This is a genomic window from Streptococcus bovimastitidis (assembly GCF_001885095.1).
GTDB classification, from domain to species: Bacteria; Bacillota; Bacilli; order Lactobacillales; family Streptococcaceae; genus Streptococcus; species Streptococcus bovimastitidis.
In genome coordinates, this window is sequence record NZ_LZDD01000003.1 from 238,124 (window position 1) to 255,096 (window position 16,973).

General features: G+C 40.0%; 20 protein-coding genes. 18 read left to right on the plus strand and 2 right to left on the minus strand.

What is annotated here, in order from left to right; genetic code table 11:
* Window positions 1-16 precede the first annotated feature (16 nt).
* Window positions 17-928, minus strand: a complete 912-nt coding sequence (locus A9Q68_RS09575) for a Ppx/GppA phosphatase family protein (RefSeq protein ID WP_071794463.1) — start codon at window positions 926-928, stop codon at window positions 17-19.
* 183 nt (window positions 929-1,111) lie between these two features.
* Window positions 1,112-1,777 carry a Crp/Fnr family transcriptional regulator gene (locus A9Q68_RS09580; RefSeq protein WP_071794464.1) on the minus strand — a complete coding sequence of 222 codons (666 nt, stop codon included), beginning with the start codon at window positions 1,775-1,777 and terminating at the stop codon, window positions 1,112-1,114.
* Window positions 1,778-1,867: 90 nt separating this feature from the next.
* On the opposite strand from A9Q68_RS09580, the gene A9Q68_RS09585 reads away from it, so the two are divergent.
* From A9Q68_RS09585 to A9Q68_RS09665, 18 genes are all read left to right on the plus strand, one after another.
* A complete protein-coding gene (locus A9Q68_RS09585; protein ID WP_071794465.1) occupies window positions 1,868-3,025 on the plus strand; it encodes an MFS transporter in 1,158 nt (385 codons plus the stop codon).
* 149 nt (window positions 3,026-3,174) lie between these two features.
* Window positions 3,175-3,444: a 30S ribosomal protein S15 gene (gene rpsO, locus A9Q68_RS09590; protein WP_071794466.1), complete on the plus strand. Its 270-nt coding sequence runs from the start codon at window positions 3,175-3,177 to the stop codon at window positions 3,442-3,444.
* Between the two features lie 613 nt (window positions 3,445-4,057).
* Window positions 4,058-6,229, plus strand: a complete 2,172-nt coding sequence (pnp, locus tag A9Q68_RS09595; RefSeq protein ID WP_071794467.1) for a polyribonucleotide nucleotidyltransferase — start codon at window positions 4,058-4,060, stop codon at window positions 6,227-6,229.
* Complete coding sequence (locus A9Q68_RS09600; RefSeq protein ID WP_106404013.1) at window positions 6,225-6,974, plus strand: SseB family protein; 750 nt, start codon at window positions 6,225-6,227, stop codon at window positions 6,972-6,974. The genes pnp and A9Q68_RS09600 overlap by 5 nt, the downstream gene beginning before the upstream one ends.
* 11 nt (window positions 6,975-6,985) lie before the next feature.
* The gene (cysE, locus tag A9Q68_RS09605; protein ID WP_071794469.1) at window positions 6,986-7,570 is read left to right on the plus strand and encodes a serine O-acetyltransferase; all 585 of its coding nucleotides are present in this window, start codon (window positions 6,986-6,988) and stop codon (window positions 7,568-7,570) included.
* 28 nt (window positions 7,571-7,598) lie between these two features.
* Window positions 7,599-8,942: a cysteine--tRNA ligase gene (cysS, locus tag A9Q68_RS09610; protein ID WP_071794470.1), complete on the plus strand. Its 1,344-nt coding sequence runs from the start codon at window positions 7,599-7,601 to the stop codon at window positions 8,940-8,942.
* Entirely contained in the window at window positions 8,935-9,345 is a 411-nt protein-coding gene (locus tag A9Q68_RS09615) for a Mini-ribonuclease 3 (RefSeq protein WP_071794471.1), read from the plus strand. The genes cysS and A9Q68_RS09615 overlap by 8 nt, the downstream gene beginning before the upstream one ends.
* 39 nt (window positions 9,346-9,384) lie before the next feature.
* The gene (locus A9Q68_RS09620) at window positions 9,385-9,753 is read left to right on the plus strand and encodes a hypothetical protein (RefSeq protein WP_071794472.1); all 369 of its coding nucleotides are present in this window, start codon (window positions 9,385-9,387) and stop codon (window positions 9,751-9,753) included.
* Between the two features lie 27 nt (window positions 9,754-9,780).
* Window positions 9,781-10,284, plus strand: a complete 504-nt coding sequence (locus A9Q68_RS09625) for an FUSC family protein (RefSeq protein ID WP_240494230.1) — start codon at window positions 9,781-9,783, stop codon at window positions 10,282-10,284.
* 9 nt (window positions 10,285-10,293) lie between these two features.
* The gene (locus A9Q68_RS11090) at window positions 10,294-10,428 is read left to right on the plus strand and encodes a hypothetical protein (protein ID WP_276204051.1); all 135 of its coding nucleotides are present in this window, start codon (window positions 10,294-10,296) and stop codon (window positions 10,426-10,428) included.
* Between the two features lie 195 nt (window positions 10,429-10,623).
* Complete coding sequence (locus tag A9Q68_RS09630) at window positions 10,624-11,046, plus strand: hypothetical protein (RefSeq protein WP_071794473.1); 423 nt, start codon at window positions 10,624-10,626, stop codon at window positions 11,044-11,046.
* A gap of 152 nt (window positions 11,047-11,198) precedes the next feature.
* Window positions 11,199-11,960, plus strand: a complete 762-nt coding sequence (rlmB, locus tag A9Q68_RS09635) for a 23S rRNA (guanosine(2251)-2'-O)-methyltransferase RlmB (RefSeq protein ID WP_071794474.1) — start codon at window positions 11,199-11,201, stop codon at window positions 11,958-11,960.
* A gap of 7 nt (window positions 11,961-11,967) precedes the next feature.
* On the plus strand, window positions 11,968-12,483 hold the full coding sequence (locus A9Q68_RS09640; RefSeq protein ID WP_071794475.1) for an NYN domain-containing protein: 516 nt from the start codon (window positions 11,968-11,970) through the stop codon (window positions 12,481-12,483).
* Window positions 12,484-12,828: 345 nt separating this feature from the next.
* Window positions 12,829-13,689, plus strand: a complete 861-nt coding sequence (locus tag A9Q68_RS09645; RefSeq protein ID WP_071794476.1) for a DegV family protein — start codon at window positions 12,829-12,831, stop codon at window positions 13,687-13,689.
* 200 nt (window positions 13,690-13,889) lie between these two features.
* Entirely contained in the window at window positions 13,890-14,336 is a 447-nt protein-coding gene (gene rplM, locus A9Q68_RS09650; protein ID WP_071794477.1) for a 50S ribosomal protein L13, read from the plus strand.
* Window positions 14,337-14,357: 21 nt separating this feature from the next.
* A complete protein-coding gene (gene rpsI, locus A9Q68_RS09655) occupies window positions 14,358-14,750 on the plus strand; it encodes a 30S ribosomal protein S9 (protein WP_003085621.1) in 393 nt (130 codons plus the stop codon).
* 287 nt (window positions 14,751-15,037) lie between these two features.
* Window positions 15,038-15,538, plus strand: a complete 501-nt coding sequence (locus tag A9Q68_RS09660; protein WP_071794478.1) for a hypothetical protein — start codon at window positions 15,038-15,040, stop codon at window positions 15,536-15,538.
* Window positions 15,539-16,273: 735 nt separating this feature from the next.
* Window positions 16,274-16,972 (plus strand): methylase, encoded by a 699-nt coding sequence (locus A9Q68_RS09665; RefSeq protein WP_071794479.1) that lies wholly within the window; start codon window positions 16,274-16,276, stop codon window positions 16,970-16,972.
* The last annotated feature ends 1 nt before the right edge of the window (window position 16,973 follow it).

The following is a 16,973-nucleotide window of genomic DNA, read 5'->3' on the forward strand; positions in this document are numbered from 1 at the left end:
GTAAAGCTCCTCTAGCTCAGGCCTTTGAGCTATTTTTCATTTCTTTGAGACTATTAATGAGGTAACCTTCGCGGATACCTTTATTTGAAATACGGATTGTTTTGATGCCAAAGTCTTTGCAGACTTCCATTAAAATAATGACACCAGGTGTCAAGGTGTGAACACGATCAGGAGCCACTTTAAAGACATTAACCATGGTCTTTTTGTCTTTTTTCAGTAGTTTTTTCGAAAGTGTTTTTAGTTGATCTAGGCTAAATTCTAATGGGCTATCATTGTCTTCATTTTTCTGGATGACTTTACCAATGGCCCGCACACTACCCCCAATACCGATAATGGTGTCAAAGTTAGGGAGTTTATCACTAGTCTTTTTAAGTGTCTTTTTCACTTTTTCAGACATCTGGTTGCATTCGTCTTGGCTTGGTAAAATGTCATCGACATATTTTTTATAGAAAGATAAGGAACCGTCTGAGAGGTTAAAGTCTTTAACAATGGCCTCATCTTTAAAAATGGCAATTTCAGTTGAGCCGCCCCCGATATCGATTGAAAGGCCGTCTGAGTGACCGTAAACTTCTTCAATCCCGATATGACCTAATCGTGCTTCCTCACTTTGTTTTAAAAGGTCAATTGTGATATCTAATTCGTCTTTAACTTCTTTGATGACAGCGTCTTGGTTACTAACATTACGAAGTGAAGCAGTAGCGAAGAAGTGAACAGCATCAAGTTTGACAAAAGTAGTAACTTTTTGAATGGATTTTAGGGTTGTTTTTAAGGTTTCAACACCATCCTTGTTTAATTGGTCATCTTCCACATAAGAAGCCAAACTTGCTGTGTATTTTTTGGTAAAAAGAATTGAATAGTCTTTTCCTTCAAGATGGTAAATGTTCATCCGAATCGTATTAGATCCGATATCAATGATTGCAATATTCATAGTATTCTCCTTTATATATTATTATAGATGAAAAATAGAATGTATTGTTCGGTTTTATCTAATTTTTACAAAAATTTTACAATTGAAAGCACCCACTTTTTCAAGGGGTGCCTATTTTCATAAAATAATCCTAGATGGCACAAGGAAAGCTTTTAATAGGAGCAAAGCTAAAGTTAGTTCGCATTAGTCCCATTCAGCCATTTCTGTTAGTGCCTTTGGATTTAGAATCTGATAGTTCTTAAAAGACTTGGTTTCGATGATTTCCGCCTGTTTTAATTGATTAATGACACGGTGCAGATGGCGATAACTGGTGCCAAAAGAATCGGCTAACAGTGGTAAGTTCAATTGGAAATGGCCATCTGACTGACTTTCTAAGATGTGTTTAGCTAAGCGTTCTTTGACCGTATAGGTGACATTTTGGGTGCTTTTAATATTCTGTTTGTAAAAATTTTTAGCCAATTCATGGCTAATTTGGTATAAAAAGTTGGGGTTTGCCAATAACTTTTCTTTGGTGATATTGTTTAATTGGATGACATAGGTCTCCTCAAGGGCAATGACCGAAGTGACGGCTTTTTGATTGGTTAGGATTTCAATATTGCCAATGATACAGGGTTGTTTATAGCTCTCTAAGACATGTTCCTTGCCATTAGAAAGGCGTCTAACTATTTTGACATTGCCGCCAAGGGCATAGGCTAAAAATGATATTTTTTGATCTTGATGGCAGATGATTTGCCCTTTCTGATAGCGCAAAAGTGTCAATTCTGAACGCAAAGATGGAGGGAAAAAATCTTCCAAGTCATATTCTTTCAGTAGTTGCTCTAATATTTCTTGATTTGTAATCGTCTTCATGTTAATTTTGTGACCTTGGTCCTATTTTTATTTGTCGCTTTTGATTATACTGAAGTAAATGAGAATTAACAAGAAAAAGGACGGTAATACGTGAAAGCATTTTTAGAAAAAGTCTCATTATTAAGTCTTTCCTTAATGATGATTTCCCCCTTCTCAGTAGCGCCAGCAATTCCACGGATGCTACTATTTTTCGAAAAGCAGGGCTATGGTGAAAGCAGTGTTAATATTTTATTCTCGCTCTCATCTTTCGCAATCTTAGCTGTTCTATTGGCCAATCCCTTGCTCAGTAAATACCTTAAAGAAAAGCAAACCATAATTCTAGGCTTACTGATGATTGCCTTAGGTGGTGGTAGTCCTGTATTGATTCAAGCTTACCCGGTGCTTTTCTTATCTCGGATTCTGCTTGGTCTAGGGATTGGACTCATTAACGCTAAGGCTATTAATATTATAAGTGAGCGTTATTCTGGCAAAGAAAAAATTACCCTCCTAGGTTATCGGGGATCGGCGGAAGTTCTGGGTTCAGCGGCCTTCACCTTTTTGGCTGGTTTCCTGATTACCTTCGGTTGGTCCAAAGCCTACGCTATCTACTTTTTTGCTCTCATTATTTTGGGGCTCTACCTCTTGTTTGTTCCCCAGATTCCGGAGGTCATTCATGAGCAGAAAAGTCCGAAAAGCCAGAAGTTTACCTTCCAACAATTGCTGATGATTATTGGTCTGGCCATTTATGCTGGTTTTGTGATTATCGTTAATACCTCTATCACCATGCGGATTCCATTAGTTGTAGCCCTGCAAAGCCTTGGTTCGCCAGCAGCTGCCAGCCTGGTCCTCAGTCTAATGATGCTGATGGGCATCTTGGCAGGCATTAGCTTCAGTGCTTTCTTGGCGCGTTTTAAGGAGAGCCTACCGGCAATAGTGGCCATTTTACTAGGTTTAGGAACCTTGATCTTGTGGCTAGCGAATAGCTTGTTCCTGATTGCTATCGGAGCTTTGCTGACAGGATTTGTTTATAGTCTGGGGGTTACCTATGTTTTCCATCACGTGTCAGAAAAAATTCCTGCCCAGCAACTGACCAATGCTACAACCTTAGTTTTACTTGGCTGTAACATTGGTGGTGGTGGCGCAGCCTTGATACTACAAGTCTTTTCTTACTTATCACCATCGTTGGTTCTCCCTTACTTAGTTTATGGCTTGCTCAGTTTAGGACTTGGTATCCTGCTCACTGTCAGAAGATTAGGGAAAACAAACTAGACTGGCCACTATTTAAAAAAAGAAAGCCAACCTTGACCAAGCTAAATGAATCTGATAAAATAGAGAGGTCGAAAGACATACCAACTTTTTCTTGGTTTCAGGAGTGCCAATCCTAAGACTCGGATTAAGCAAAAAAAGGAGAAAATATTATGGCAATCTCAAAAGAGAAAAAAAATGAAATCATCGCTCAATATGCACGTCATGAAGGCGATACTGGTTCAGTTGAAGTTCAAGTAGCAGTACTTACTTGGGAAATCAATCACCTTAACGGACACATCAAAGAACATAAAAAAGACCACGCTACTTACCGTGGGTTGATGAAAAAAATTGGTCACCGTCGTAACTTATTAGGTTACCTACGTCGTACAGACGTTAACCGTTACCGCGAGCTTATCCAATCTCTTGGTTTACGTCGTTAATTTCAAGTTTTAAAAGCCCTCTGCCGTCGTTAGCTGCGATAAGGTAATCCTAAGATTAACCTTATCTTGCTGTCTAGGCAGTGGGCTTTTTAATTCTTGGAATGTTTCATAACTTAAGTTATGCCTGCGACAGGCAAACTTGTCAGAAAGAGATTTTAAATTTAATCAAAAGGACAGTTCATTTTTGAACTGTCCTTTTATTATGCCGTCGTTAGTTGAAATAAAGTAATCCTAAGATTAACCGAGTGGGGCAGTGAGTTTTTTTATTTTTTGAAATGTTTAAATATTTTAAGTGTGTTTTTTCTGAATTTGACTGACTGTTTTTTTATGGTAGATGTTCTAATCTAAAAAATCATTAATAATAGGCGAAAGAAGCCCATTTGCTGACAGCTTTTTTCTTCTTGGGAAACCTTTGTATCCGTGCTATTTTCCGTTTTTTGTGGTAAAATCATAGAGATACGACTGTTTGATACAAAGAGGAGTTTAAGAGTTTTTCTTAGGTTGCTTTTTGTAGCAAAATCAGACCGTATCACAAAAAGATATTTTGAAAGGAAGAATAAGTTTTGCTGGGGATTAACGACTTTCTTCAAGACTTATTTTAGGAACACAATTTATGTCAAAACAAACATTTACAACAACTTTTGCTGGTAAACCTTTAGTTGTTGAAATTGGTCAAGTTGCCAAACAAGCTAACGGCGCAACAATTGTTCGCTATGGAGAATCAACTGTCCTTACAGCTGCTGTTATGTCTAAGAAAATGGCAACTGGCGATTTTTTCCCATTACAAGTTAATTATGAGGAAAAAATGTATGCTGCAGGAAAATTCCCTGGTGGCTTCATGAAACGTGAAGGTCGACCGTCAACAGATGCGACTTTAACTGCTCGTTTAATTGACCGCCCAATCCGTCCAATGTTTGCGGAAGGTTTCCGTAACGAAATCCAAGTTATTAATACTGTTCTTTCTTATGATGAAAATGCTAGCGCTCCGATGGCTGCCATGTTTGGCTCATCACTTGCTCTTTCAATCTCAGATATTCCATTTAACGGCCCAATTGCTGGGGTTCAAGTGGGATACATTGATGGCGAATTCATCATCAACCCGGACAAGGCTCAACTTGAAGCTTCGCTATTAGAATTAACAGTTGCTGGTAGTAAAGAAGCTATCAACATGGTTGAATCTGGTGCTAAAGAACTTTCTGAAGATATCATGTTGGAAGCTCTTCTTAAAGGACATCAAGCGATTCAAGAATTGATTGCCTTCCAAGAAGAGATTGTCGCTGCAGTTGGTAAAGAAAAAGCAGAAGTTGAATTGCTTCAAGTTGATGCTGACTTACAAGCTGAAATTGTTGCAAAATATAATGGACAATTACAAGCAGCTGTTCAAGTTGAAGAGAAAAAAGCGCGTGAAGCGGCAACTGAAGCGGTTAAAGATATTGTTAAAGCTGAATACGAAGCAAAATTTGCCGAAGATGACAACTTTGCTATTATCATGCGTGACGTAGTTGAAATTCTTGAACAAATGGAACACGCTGAAGTTCGCCGTTTAATTACTGAAGATAAAATTCGCCCAGATGGTCGTAAAATCGATGAAATTCGTCCGCTTGATGCTGTTATTGACTTCTTGCCAAAAGTTCATGGTTCAGGTCTCTTTACCCGTGGACAAACTCAAGCCTTGTCAGTATTGACCCTCGCACCTATGGGTGAAACTCAAATTATTGATGGTTTGGATACTGAGTACAAAAAACGCTTTATGCACCATTACAACTTCCCACAATATTCAGTTGGGGAAACTGGTCGTTATGGTGCTGCAGGACGTCGTGAAATTGGTCACGGTGCCTTAGGCGAACGTGCCCTTGAGCAAGTTTTACCAAGCTTAGAAGACTTCCCATATGCAATCCGTTTGGTTGCTGAAGTTCTAGAATCAAATGGTTCATCTTCACAAGCATCTATCTGTGCTGGTACCCTTGCCTTGATGGCTGGTGGTGTACCAATCAAAGCTCCAGTTGCTGGTATTGCTATGGGTCTTATCTCAGACGGTACTAACTATACTGTTTTAACTGACATTCAAGGTCTTGAAGACCATTTTGGTGATATGGATTTTAAAGTAGCTGGTACTCGCGATGGTATCACTGCCCTTCAAATGGATATCAAGATTGCTGGTATTACGCCGCAAATTTTGGAAGAAGCGCTAGCTCAAGCTAAGAAAGCCCGCTTTGAAATTCTTGACTTGATTGAAGCAACTATTCCGGCACCACGTCCCGAATTGGCCCCAACAGCTCCAAAAATTGACACCATTCAAATTGATGTTGATAAAATCAAGATCGTTATCGGTAAAGGTGGCGAAACCATCGATAAAATCATTGCTGAAACAGGCGTTAAAATTGATATCGACGATGAAGGGATGGTTCAAATCTTCTCAAGCGACCAAGCTGCTATCAATCGCACAAAAGAAATAATTGCTGGTTTAGTGCGTGAAGCTAAAGTTGGTGAAGTTTACCATGCTAAAGTGGTTCGGGTTGAAAAATTCGGTGCTTTTGTTAACCTCTTTGACAAGACAGATGCCCTTGTTCACATTTCTGAAATCGCTTGGACAAGAACTGCAAATGTAGCCGACGTTCTTGAAGTTGGTGAAGAAGTTGATGTTAAGGTTATCAAAGTGGATGAAAAAGGCCGTGTTGATGCGTCAATGAAAGCCTTGATTCCACGCCCGCCAAAAGCAGAGAAAAAAGACTTTGACAAAGCTGTAACGCCAGCAACAGCTGAAAGAAAAGAAAAACAGGATTAAGCATATGAATGAATTAGATAGACGCTTACGGGCTTTTATCAATGCCCCTGACAACTTTTTGGATAGTGTTGCCTTAGTCAATGCCCTTCACAACTTTCCAGTTTGGGCAGCCAAAGAACCATATGCCATTGAGATTGAGGGCCTTCAAGTAACCCCTGTCTTCACAGACAAAGATGATATGGCCTTCTTCAAGGATCAGCAAAAGAGTGCTCAAAGCCACTATTGGTTGGAGCGCTCTGCCGTCGCTGTCTTGGAAGAGGTCATCAAAGCGGGTGTTTCTGGCCTTGTCTTCAACCTTAAGAAAAAAGGGGACTTCGGCAATTCTACCATTTTCAAAAGTAGCGATATGATTCAGTTTATCAACAACTATACCGCTATTTTGAACACCCTTATGGGCGACAAAAACTTGGCAGCTGACGCAATGGACAAAGTCTACTTAGTACCGGCCTTTGTTCAGGTGCTTGGTGAAGATAAATATGATCGATTCTTCCCAACCATGTCAACCCCAGAAGGCAAGTCTTACATTCCGGCCTTTTCTAATCTGGATTCATTTGCTAAGTGGTATAACCAAGAGGACTTTGGCGGAGCTTTCCGTAAAGCTCAAGGTGTTATCATGACTTGGAAGATAGAAGACATTTACCAACCCCGCAATGGCGAAAATGAAATTGAAGAAACTGTCGGTGTAGCCGTCAATCCTTTTGACGAGCAACAAATCCTCATGGATTGGACCGACATTGAGAAATAAGAGGAGATGAAATGGGCTGGTGGAAAAAAAGTATTGCTATTGTCAAAGAGTTAGACCCAGCCGCACGTAGCTCTTTAGAAGTAGTTTTAACATACCCAGGCATTAAGGCTTTAGCTGCCCACCGTCTATCCCATTTTTTATGGAATCACGGTTTTAAGCTTTTAGCCCGCATGCATAGCCAATTTTGGCGCTTTTTAACCAATATTGAAATTCATCCAGGAGCAAGTATTGCGGCCGGTGTCTTTATTGACCATGGTGCAGGACTTGTCATCGGAGAAACAACTGAAATTGAAGAAGGTGTTATGCTTTATCATGGTGTAACGCTTGGTGGAACAGGAAAAGATTGTGGCAAACGCCATCCTACAGTACGTCGCGGAGCCCTAGTTTCTGCCCACGCACAGGTTATTGGACCTGTCGAAATCGGGGCCAACGCTAAAGTTGGTGCGGCAGCGGTAGTCCTTTCGGATGTTCCCGAAGATGTGACTGTTGTTGGGGTACCAGCAAAAGTCGTCCGAGTTCATGGGCAAAAGGATGTGATTCAAATCCAGTCCATCGAACATCAACGTGAGGAATCTTATTATTCCTCAAAATTATAAAAGACCATAGAAACCAAGGAAAGATTGAATGATCAAAATATATGATACCCTGACCCGCAGCCTACGTGAATTTGTACCTTTAGTTGATAAAAAGGTCAGCATGTATGTTTGTGGACCAACTGTATATAATTATATTCATATCGGAAACGCTAGATCGGCGGTTGCTTTTGATACCATTCGTCGTTATTTTGAGTACCGTGGTTATCAGGTCAACTACATTTCCAACTTTACTGATGTTGATGATAAAATTATCAAGGCGGCAGCTGAAAATGACATGACGCCAAAGGCTTTGGCGGATCAATTTATTGCAGCCTTTATGGAAGATACCAAACAATTAGGCATTAAACCGGCTAACCAGAACCCACGGGTTATGGATTATATGGGGGAAATTATTGCTTTTGTGCAGGAGCTCATTCAAAAAGGCTTTGCCTATGAGTCGCAGGGTGATGTCTACTTCCGTGTTGTCAAATCAGAGAATTATGCAAGGCTTGCCAATAAAACCTTAGAAGACCTTGAAGTAGGGGCTAGTGGCAGAACAGATGCTGAGACAGAATTGAAGGAAAATCCTCTGGATTTTGCCCTTTGGAAATCAGCTAAGCCAGGTGAAATTTCTTGGCCAAGTCCTTGGAGTGATGGCCGTCCGGGCTGGCACATTGAGTGTTCGGTTATGGCGACGGAAATTTTAGGGGATACCATTGATATTCATGGTGGTGGTGTCGATTTAGAGTTCCCACATCATACCAATGAAATTGCTCAGTCAGAAGCTAAAACAGGGCACACCTTCGTTAATTACTGGATGCATAACGGTTTTGTTAATGTGGATAATGAGAAAATGTCTAAGTCCTTAGGGAATTTTGTCACTGTCCATGACATGTTAAAAACCGTCGATGGCCAAGTGTTGCGCTTTTTCTTAGCGACTCAACAATATCGCAAGCCCATTAATTTTACAGAAAAAGCCATTCATGATGCCGAAGTTAACCTTAAATATTTAAAAAACACTTATACCTTACCGCTTCATGAAGCAGCAGAAAAAGCTCAGTTAGCTGACTTTGTGACTGCTTTTACGGAAGCCATGGATGATGATTTTAATGCTGCTAATGGGATTACCGTTGTCTTTGATTTTGCCAAGTGGATAAATTCTGGTCATTTTGATCAAGAAATTAAAGAAGCCTTTGGTCAAATGCTTGAAGTCTTTGGTATTGTTTTCCAAGAAGAAGTCTTGGATGCGGATATCGAAGCCTTGATTGCAGATCGTCAAGCGGCGCGGGCGGCCCGTGATTTTGCCAAAGCAGATGCTATCAGAGACCAATTAGCTGCCCAAGGCATTAAATTGTTAGACACTAAAGAGGGTGTGAGGTGGACACGTGACTGATTTAGATGTCAATCTTATTAATGGGATTGCCCTAGCTTTTGAAGGGGATGCGGTCTATTCTTATTATATCCGCCGCCACTTGATTTTTACAGGGCAAACCAAGCCTAGTCAGTTACACCACTTGGCGACCCACTATGTCTCTGCTAAAGCACAGGCAAGTCTGATTCAAAAAATGTTAGAAGCTCAGCTATTAACCGAAAAAGAAGAAGATATCTACCGTCGAGGGCGCAATACCAATAGTCATACCAAGGCCAAAAATGCTGATGTGGTAACTTATCGCATGTCGACAGGCTTTGAAGCTGTCATGGGTTTTCTTGATATGACTGGTCAGACGGAAAGACTTGAAGAATTGATTGCTTGGTGTATCCAAGAAGTCGAAACCAATATGGAAAAAGGGAGATGAAAACATCCCTTTTTTTCATTGCTACTAAAAGGAGGATGAATGTCACAATCTTATTTGAAACCAATGGGAGCAACACTGGCTAACGGTATTGTGCTCTATTTTGCCCTAGCTATGGGGCACTTAAGTATCGGAACACTTGGAGCTTTGGGATCCTTTTCCTTTCTTGCCTTCCAAAGCCGTTCTTTTACCTATAATCTCAAAGCTATTTTCCTCCATGGCCTAGCCCTTTGGTTAGCCTTCCTACTTGGTGCTGCAACATCACTAGCACCCTGGCTTCTTCCCTTTGTCACAGCAAGCCTGACCTTTGTTGCCTTTATCGTTACAAAACTCTACCGCATTCCCAAACCCGACTATTTCTTCGTCATTATGGTTTATGCGACTGGCTACAATTTCCAAGAACCCTTCTAAATCAGCTTTGAGTGTGGAACAATAGGCTTGTCTTTAGGAATAATCGTCTCCTTGCTGGTGTCTTTACTAATCTCCAAAGCCCTCAACCTACCATGGCAGGAGCAGAACCAGAGCTTGCGCTACCAGAATCTACGTGACAGATACCAGGCTGCCCTGACAGAAGATCCAACTGTTATTGTCAAGGCTGGCCACTTCGCCAGCATCCTTTTTGTGACATCTTACTTAGCCTATCTATTGATAAATCAAGATGGTTATTGGGTCCTTATCTTGTCAGCCGCTGTTTTGTCGGGGGAACACTTGCAGCGAATCAAAAGTCGGACCTTTGGTCGGGTGCTGGGCACGATTGTTGGAATCGGTCTAGGTGTTTTAATCCTACAAATAAATCCTCCAGTCACCCTACTGATTCTGATTTTGGTTATTTCCAACTTCCTAACCGAACTCTTCATGCCCAAGAACTATACCATTGCTAATTTCTTTACCAATCCCCAAGTAATTATCCTAATGACCTTATCACACTCTTTCAAACATTGAGTTCCAACCATGCGTTTTGTCGGCGTTTTCCTAGGCTCTTTCGTGGCTCTAGCCATCATTCTTATCTTGGAATATGCCCTTCAAACCATGATTGACCATAAAGAAACCCTGGCCTTGGAAGAATCAAACAGAGAAAACCTCTAAAAATGATAGATTAAAAACTGACCTCTCAGAGTGTCAGTTTTGCTATATACTTGATGCTTTACCAATCCCCAAAGGAGGAGACTAGCTAGTTAAAGAGCGAGAGACCACCTATAATAGTTGAGCTATGGTTTTTCCTTGAAATATCTTTTTTATTACTATACAATGGCAGTAGTAGGAGAAAAAGGAGAAAAAAAGATGAAAAAAATGAGAAATCGCAAGACAATTACCCTCATTGCCACTCTTACCCTAGCTGCTAGTGGCTTACTAATGGCACCACAAGTAGCTGCTCAAGAGACAGGAACAGCCCCTCAAGCAAGCACTAGCCAGACAAACACTTCTGGCTTAAGCATAAATGCGCAAATGCGCAAAGATACTGTCATTATTGACTGCCAATTAGGCATAAGCTCTGAATTGGCAAAAGGTGGGCAGGCCATGCTTCAATTGGTGGACAGCCAAGGCAATGTCTTAGCAACTATCCCATATGAGTTAAAAGCCGGCTGGCAAAGTATGACTGCCTGGTTTGACCTGACAGGTTACCCAAGTGGCGACTATAGTATCAAAGCTAGCTACAATGGTCAAACTGTTCAATCAGCGACCATTCACCACCAAGTAAAATAGAACCTCCTTGAAAAAAGCAGCTACTGAGCAGTAGCTGCTTTTTGAATGACTACTTTGAGGTGTTTGACATAGAAGGAATTCTATCAAATTCTTTCCCATATATTCTTTCTTCCACTCCTCCCTTTCTTTGCTTTCGTGTTATAATAGGTCTTATGAAAGATAAAGAAAAGTTTAATGATATGATGGAAACAAGTAATGATATGGTTTACGGCGTGCATGCCGTTACCGAAAGTTTAAATGCCAATACTGGCAACAAGCTCTATATTCAAGAAGACCTGCGTGGCAAAAACGTGGATGCCATTAAGGCTTTAGCCACTGAGAAAAAGGTCTCCATTTCATGGACACCTAAGAAGACCTTGTCTGAAATGACAGAAGGGGCTGTCCACCAAGGATTTGTCTTGCGGGTTGCTGAATTCGCCTATGCTGATCTGGCAGAGCTGATAGCCAAAACTGAAGGGGAAGAAAACCCACTGATTCTGATTTTGGATGGTTTGACGGATCCTCACAACTTTGGCTCAATCTTGAGAACGGCCGATGCTACGAAGGTTTCTGGAGTTATTATTCCCAAGCACCGCGCTGTCGGTGTCACACCGGTGGTTTCTAAGACGTCAACAGGTGCGGTGGAGCACGTTCCCATTGCCCGGGTCACCAATTTAAGCCAAACCTTAGACAAACTTAAGGAAGCAGGTTTCTGGATTTTCGGCACGGATATGGACGGTACGCCGGTTCATAAATGGAATACCTCAGGCAAGCTGGCGCTGATTATCGGTAGTGAGGGCAAGGGCATTTCGGCCAATATCAAGAAGCAGGTGGACGAGATGATTACCATTCCTATGGATGGTCATGTGCAGAGCTTAAATGCAGGTGTCGCTGCGGCTGTGCTCATGTATGAAGTTTTCCGCAATAAACTCTAGGAGCGCCATGAAGAAAAAAATACTCTTGGTAGATGGCTACAACATGATTGCCTTCTGGGAGGAGACTAAGCAACTCTTCAAAACCAACCAGTTGGATCAAGCCAGGACAGTTCTGCTTAACAAGCTCAATAACTACGCCCACTTTGAAAAGATTGACATCACCTGTGTTTTTGATGCCCAGTTTGTCCCAGGAGTACGCCAACGCTATGACCAGTATATGATTTCAGTGGTCTTCACCGAGGAAGAAGAAACAGCAGATTCCTATATTGAGCGGACGGCGGCAGAACTAAACACGGTCCGCAATCTGGTCGAAGTAGCCACCAGTGACCTCAACGAACAATGGACTATCTTTTCGCAAGGAGCCTTGCGGGTCCCAGCGCGTGAACTGGAACGCCGGGTCAATACCGTCAAATCCGATTTAGACCAGATGTCCAAATCCATCGAAATGAAAAAACCAAAACTCCGCCCCTTTGAGGAAGGTAATATGCAAAAACTCAAAGACTTTATGGATGATTTGGGGTAAATGAGTTAAAAGAAAGAAGCACTGAGGTGCTTTTTTAGTTGCACTTGGAGAGGGAGAAAGAGAAGTAGTAGCCGAATGAAAAATTCAAACTTTTTTATAGTAGGAATAAGAATTTGCAACTATTAGATTATCGATTTGATAGCAAGTAGGATGAACTGATCCGAGTTCCAAGATGAAAATTTCAGCACATTTTATGATGAAAAATTCCAATTATCCTATTTCCGTAATGAGATTTACCCACTATTAAAACTCTAAAATTGTCAAAAAATAAAAGTAACTTTCAAGACTAAGCTTGCGCCCTCAGGCACTTTCTGCTAAAATAAATCAATTGTCAAAGGAGTTTTCATGTCATTTTCCATACTTACGGATTCAACAGCTGATTTAGACCAAAGTTGGGCCCAAGAGCACCAAGTCGATATCTTAGGGTTGACCATTAATTGTGATGGTAAAACCTATGAAACAGTGGGTTCAGATGTCCTAAGCAGTTCTGAACTCTTAGCCATGATGAAGGCCGGCAGTAAACCGACAACCAGCCAAATCAACGTCGGTGAGTTCGAAAAGTATTTCCGTAAACATGCAGAAGCAGGACAAGATGTCCTCTATATCGCCTTTTCATCAGCTCTGTCTGGAACTTACCAGAGTGCGGTTATGGCGCGTGAAATGATCCTGGAGGACTATCCTGATGCGGTTATCGAAATTGTGGACACGCTAGCAGCCGCGGGCGGCGAAGGCTACCTGTCGATTCTGGCAGCGCAAGCCAGGGACCGAGGCCAGTCTATTCAGGCCGCCAAAGCCCTGGTTGAGGATTTTCACCCTCGTCTTCGCACATACTTCTTGGTGGACGATCTTTACCATCTTATGCGTGGCGGTCGCTTGTCGAAAAGCTCAGCGATTCTCGGAAGTCTAGCGAGTATCAAGCCTATTCTCTGGATTGACCAAGCCGGAAATTTGGTGCCCGTCGCAAAAGTTAGGGGGCGCAAAAAAGCCATGAAGGAAATCGTGAATCAGCTGACCTCTGACATCGGCCACTCCACTATGATTATTGGCTATTCAGACGATCAAGAAGCGGCACAGGAGCTACGTGAGACCCTCTTAGAGCATGCGGAAGTGACCGATGTGCTGATCATGCCACTAGGTCCAGTTATTGCTGCCCACGTCGGTCCAAACACCCTAGCTGCCTTTGCCTTCGGTAAGGAAAAACGCTAATCAGACTAGGCTTTGTAAGCTGTCAAAAAAAGAAAAATAAAAGAGAAAAAGTACTTGCTAGTGGCAAGTATTTTTGATATTATAGTAGGCGGTATTGTTTACCCCATTTGAAAGGCCCCGGAACCTTCCAAATACCTTCGATGGGACGGAACACCCATCAACCCTGTAAACAAATATTACGAATTCGTATAGGAGAAATCATGAACAAAACAACTTTTATGGCTAAAACTGGCCAAGTTGAACGCAAATGGTACGTTGTTGACGCAACAGATGTACCTCTTGGACGTCTTTCTGCAGTAGTTGCTAGCGTACTTCGCGGAAAAAACAAACCAACTTTCACACCACACACTGATACAGGTGACTTTGTAATTGTTATCAATGCTGAAAAAGTTAAATTAACTGGTAAAAAAGCAACTGATAAAATCTACTACACTCACTCAATGTACCCAGGTGGATTGAAACAAATCTCAGCAGGTGAACTACGTTCTAAAAATGCTGTTCGTTTAATCGAAAAATCTGTTAAAGGCATGCTTCCACATAACACTCTTGGACGTGCACAAGGTATGAAATTGAAAGTCTTCGTTGGCGGTGAGCACACTCACGCAGCACAACAACCAGAAGTACTTGACATCTCAGGACTTATCTAAGAGGAAAGGAGCACATAAATAATGGCACAAGCACAATATGCAGGAACTGGCCGTCGTAAAAACGCTGTTGCACGCGTTCGTTTACTCCCAGGAACTGGTAAAATCACAGTTAACAACAAAGATGTTGAAGAATACATCCCACACGCTGACTTACGTTTAGTCATCAACCAACCTTTCGCAGTAACATCTACTGAAGGTTCATACGACGTATTCGTAAACGTAAACGGTGGTGGTTACGGTGGACAATCAGGAGCTATCCGTCATGGTATCGCTCGCGCATTGCTACAAGTAGACCCAGACTTCCGCGATTCATTAAAACGCGCTGGACTTCTTACACGTGACGCACGTATGGTTGAACGTAAAAAACCAGGTCTTAAAAAAGCCCGTAAAGCATCACAATTCTCAAAACGTTAATATACACTGGTATATCAATTTTTCAAAGCACTCAAGGGTTTGCCCTACGGGTGCTTTTTTGATACATTTTTTGAGAATTTGCCCTAAAATGATACACAAAAATTTTTTGATTACGTATTCTCTAACTTTTCTTGTATATCCTATAATTTAATACAAGGATTTGTGTTTAAAATCTTCAAATACTATTTATGCAATAGTTTGACTTTAAGTAACAAATATTATATTTTTAATATGACAAAATGCCAAAATAATAAGAACAATAATAATTACTAATAAGGAGAAAAACAATGGAAAATCAAGTTTCTGATGCACTGCTTAGAGCTGGCGTTGAATTAGGTGTACTAGCTGTTAAAGGTACAACAACTTTGGTAAATAGTAAAATTCAATCAATTAGAGATGAAAAGAGCGCAGAAAAGTTAAGAAATACATATGATGAAATTATAAATGAATTACTTTCAGAAAGAGAGCAAGCAATAAGAATAGCTCAAGCCTATAAAGAAGAATATGAAAAGGTCAATATTAATGATGAGGATATTGAATATTTACATAAAACTTTGACGCAGATGATTTCGCTGATTTCGTCTTTCACAAATGTTGATAGTGAACAAGAAGCATCTATGACTCAGTTAGTGGAGCTCTTAAATAAAGATACATTAAAAACAATGCAGTTGCTTGGATTCAATTATAAAGAAGCAATTGGTGAACCGCTAACTGAAGTATGTGCAACAACAATTAAATGTAAATTGAGTCCGTCACCTAAAAGGAATAATAAATCACAAAGGAAATAAAAATATTTTTAAAAAACCGGTAATACATCACAATTCTCAAAACGTTAATATACTGTTATATCAACAATTGGAAACACTTCATGGTTCACACTATGGAGTGTTTTTTGATACTTTTTTGAGAATTTGCCCTAAAATGATGGTTGTGATGTTGCGTTTCCAAAAGTAAGATTCTAAACTAAAGTAAAAAAACACCCAAAAATGAAAAAGATCATTTTTGGGTGTTGGGTGATTAGCAAAAGCAAATTTCTAGTAGAAGTTTATTAACAAGAATAAAGACGGTAGTTGTAATCAGGAAAGTGAAGTGATGCCTATGAACAGAAATCATAAAATCCTAATAGAAAGGAGCAACCAAAATTTTTCACTGTTAGGATTGTCAATGCTCATGTTTAATAAGGGAAATTTCACCATTTCACTCGTGAAACGAAAACTTGATTTTTTTGAGTATTAAAAACTAAATAATTTATTTTGGCCAGTCTAGGGTTATTTTTAAAATGAATGCAACTACAGTCTTAATTGTATCTGAGATAAGCTCTTTACAACTTATTTATAATATTATTCTAACATTTAGTAAATAATATTACAACCGATACAGGAATTTTCAACATAAAAAAATTATTTAAAGTAAAATCGAATGCTATAAAAATAGAAAATTCTTTTTAAAGTATTGGAATACTGATTAAGTGCAGTAATAAAATGATATAATTGTAATAATAAATAGATTTCAAGGAGAATACTTTGGAAGAGAGTTTAATTAAATCAAAACAACGAGTTCAAAAACATGGCGAGGTCTTTACACCATCTTGGATGGTTCAAAAAATGCTAGATACCCCTGGTGTAAAAGAGGCTTGTGAAAATGTATCGGCAACGTTCTTAGAACCATCTGCTGGTGATGGAAACTTTTTACAAGCAATATTAGAGAGAAAGTTAGAGCATGTTGTTAAAAAATATGATAAAAGAAATTGGAAAACAAAATCTTTAATAGCCTTATCCTCAATATATGGTATAGAATTTCTTGAAGATAATCTAGAGGTAGCACGTTCTCGAGTATTCCTATATTATTTAGATTGGTATGAGAAAACTTTTAACATAAAGTTAACTAGTAAAAGTGACATCTATAAATCCGCTCATTATCTTATTCATAAAAATATTGTAAGAGGTAACACACTCTCCCAGAAACATCCTATTACAGGAGATCCGATTGTCTTTTTTGAGTGGCGATTAGTGAAAGGTCATCATAGTTTTGTCAAAAAAATTCCATTTACTTTGTCTGAACTTCTAGGTGATACTGTTGAAAATGATAAAGGAGTTGTTGAAGGGCAAATGAGTTTCTTTGATATGGATGATGAATTTAGATTAGAGGAAGAGATTGTAGAAAAAACTAAAGTGGTAGAAGAAATAAATATTCAAAAGGTGTATTTATTAGGAGATTTATAAA

What these genes read in the sequence shown, in the direction of transcription:
- A9Q68_RS11090 (WP_276204051.1), top strand. Translation starts at nt 10,294, where the DNA reads ATGCGTTTTGTCGGCGTTTTCCTAGGCTCTTTCGTGGCTCTAGCCATC.
- rplM (WP_071794477.1), top strand. Translation starts at nt 13,890, where the DNA reads ATGAACAAAACAACTTTTATGGCTAAAACTGGCCAAGTTGAACGCAAA.
- A9Q68_RS09575 (WP_071794463.1), bottom strand. Translation starts at nt 928, where the DNA reads ATGAATATTGCAATCATTGATATCGGATCTAATACGATTCGGATGAAC.
- cysS (WP_071794470.1), top strand. Translation starts at nt 7,599, where the DNA reads ATGATCAAAATATATGATACCCTGACCCGCAGCCTACGTGAATTTGTA.
- cysE (WP_071794469.1), top strand. Translation starts at nt 6,986, where the DNA reads ATGGGCTGGTGGAAAAAAAGTATTGCTATTGTCAAAGAGTTAGACCCA.
- rlmB (WP_071794474.1), top strand. Translation starts at nt 11,199, where the DNA reads ATGAAAGATAAAGAAAAGTTTAATGATATGATGGAAACAAGTAATGAT.
- A9Q68_RS09645 (WP_071794476.1), top strand. Translation starts at nt 12,829, where the DNA reads ATGTCATTTTCCATACTTACGGATTCAACAGCTGATTTAGACCAAAGT.
- A9Q68_RS09580 (WP_071794464.1), bottom strand. Translation starts at nt 1,777, where the DNA reads ATGAAGACGATTACAAATCAAGAAATATTAGAGCAACTACTGAAAGAA.
- A9Q68_RS09640 (WP_071794475.1), top strand. Translation starts at nt 11,968, where the DNA reads ATGAAGAAAAAAATACTCTTGGTAGATGGCTACAACATGATTGCCTTC.
- rpsO (WP_071794466.1), top strand. Translation starts at nt 3,175, where the DNA reads ATGGCAATCTCAAAAGAGAAAAAAAATGAAATCATCGCTCAATATGCA.
- A9Q68_RS09660 (WP_071794478.1), top strand. Translation starts at nt 15,038, where the DNA reads ATGGAAAATCAAGTTTCTGATGCACTGCTTAGAGCTGGCGTTGAATTA.
- pnp (WP_071794467.1), top strand. Translation starts at nt 4,058, where the DNA reads ATGTCAAAACAAACATTTACAACAACTTTTGCTGGTAAACCTTTAGTT.
- A9Q68_RS09630 (WP_071794473.1), top strand. Translation starts at nt 10,624, where the DNA reads ATGAAAAAAATGAGAAATCGCAAGACAATTACCCTCATTGCCACTCTT.
- rpsI (WP_003085621.1), top strand. Translation starts at nt 14,358, where the DNA reads ATGGCACAAGCACAATATGCAGGAACTGGCCGTCGTAAAAACGCTGTT.
- A9Q68_RS09620 (WP_071794472.1), top strand. Translation starts at nt 9,385, where the DNA reads ATGTCACAATCTTATTTGAAACCAATGGGAGCAACACTGGCTAACGGT.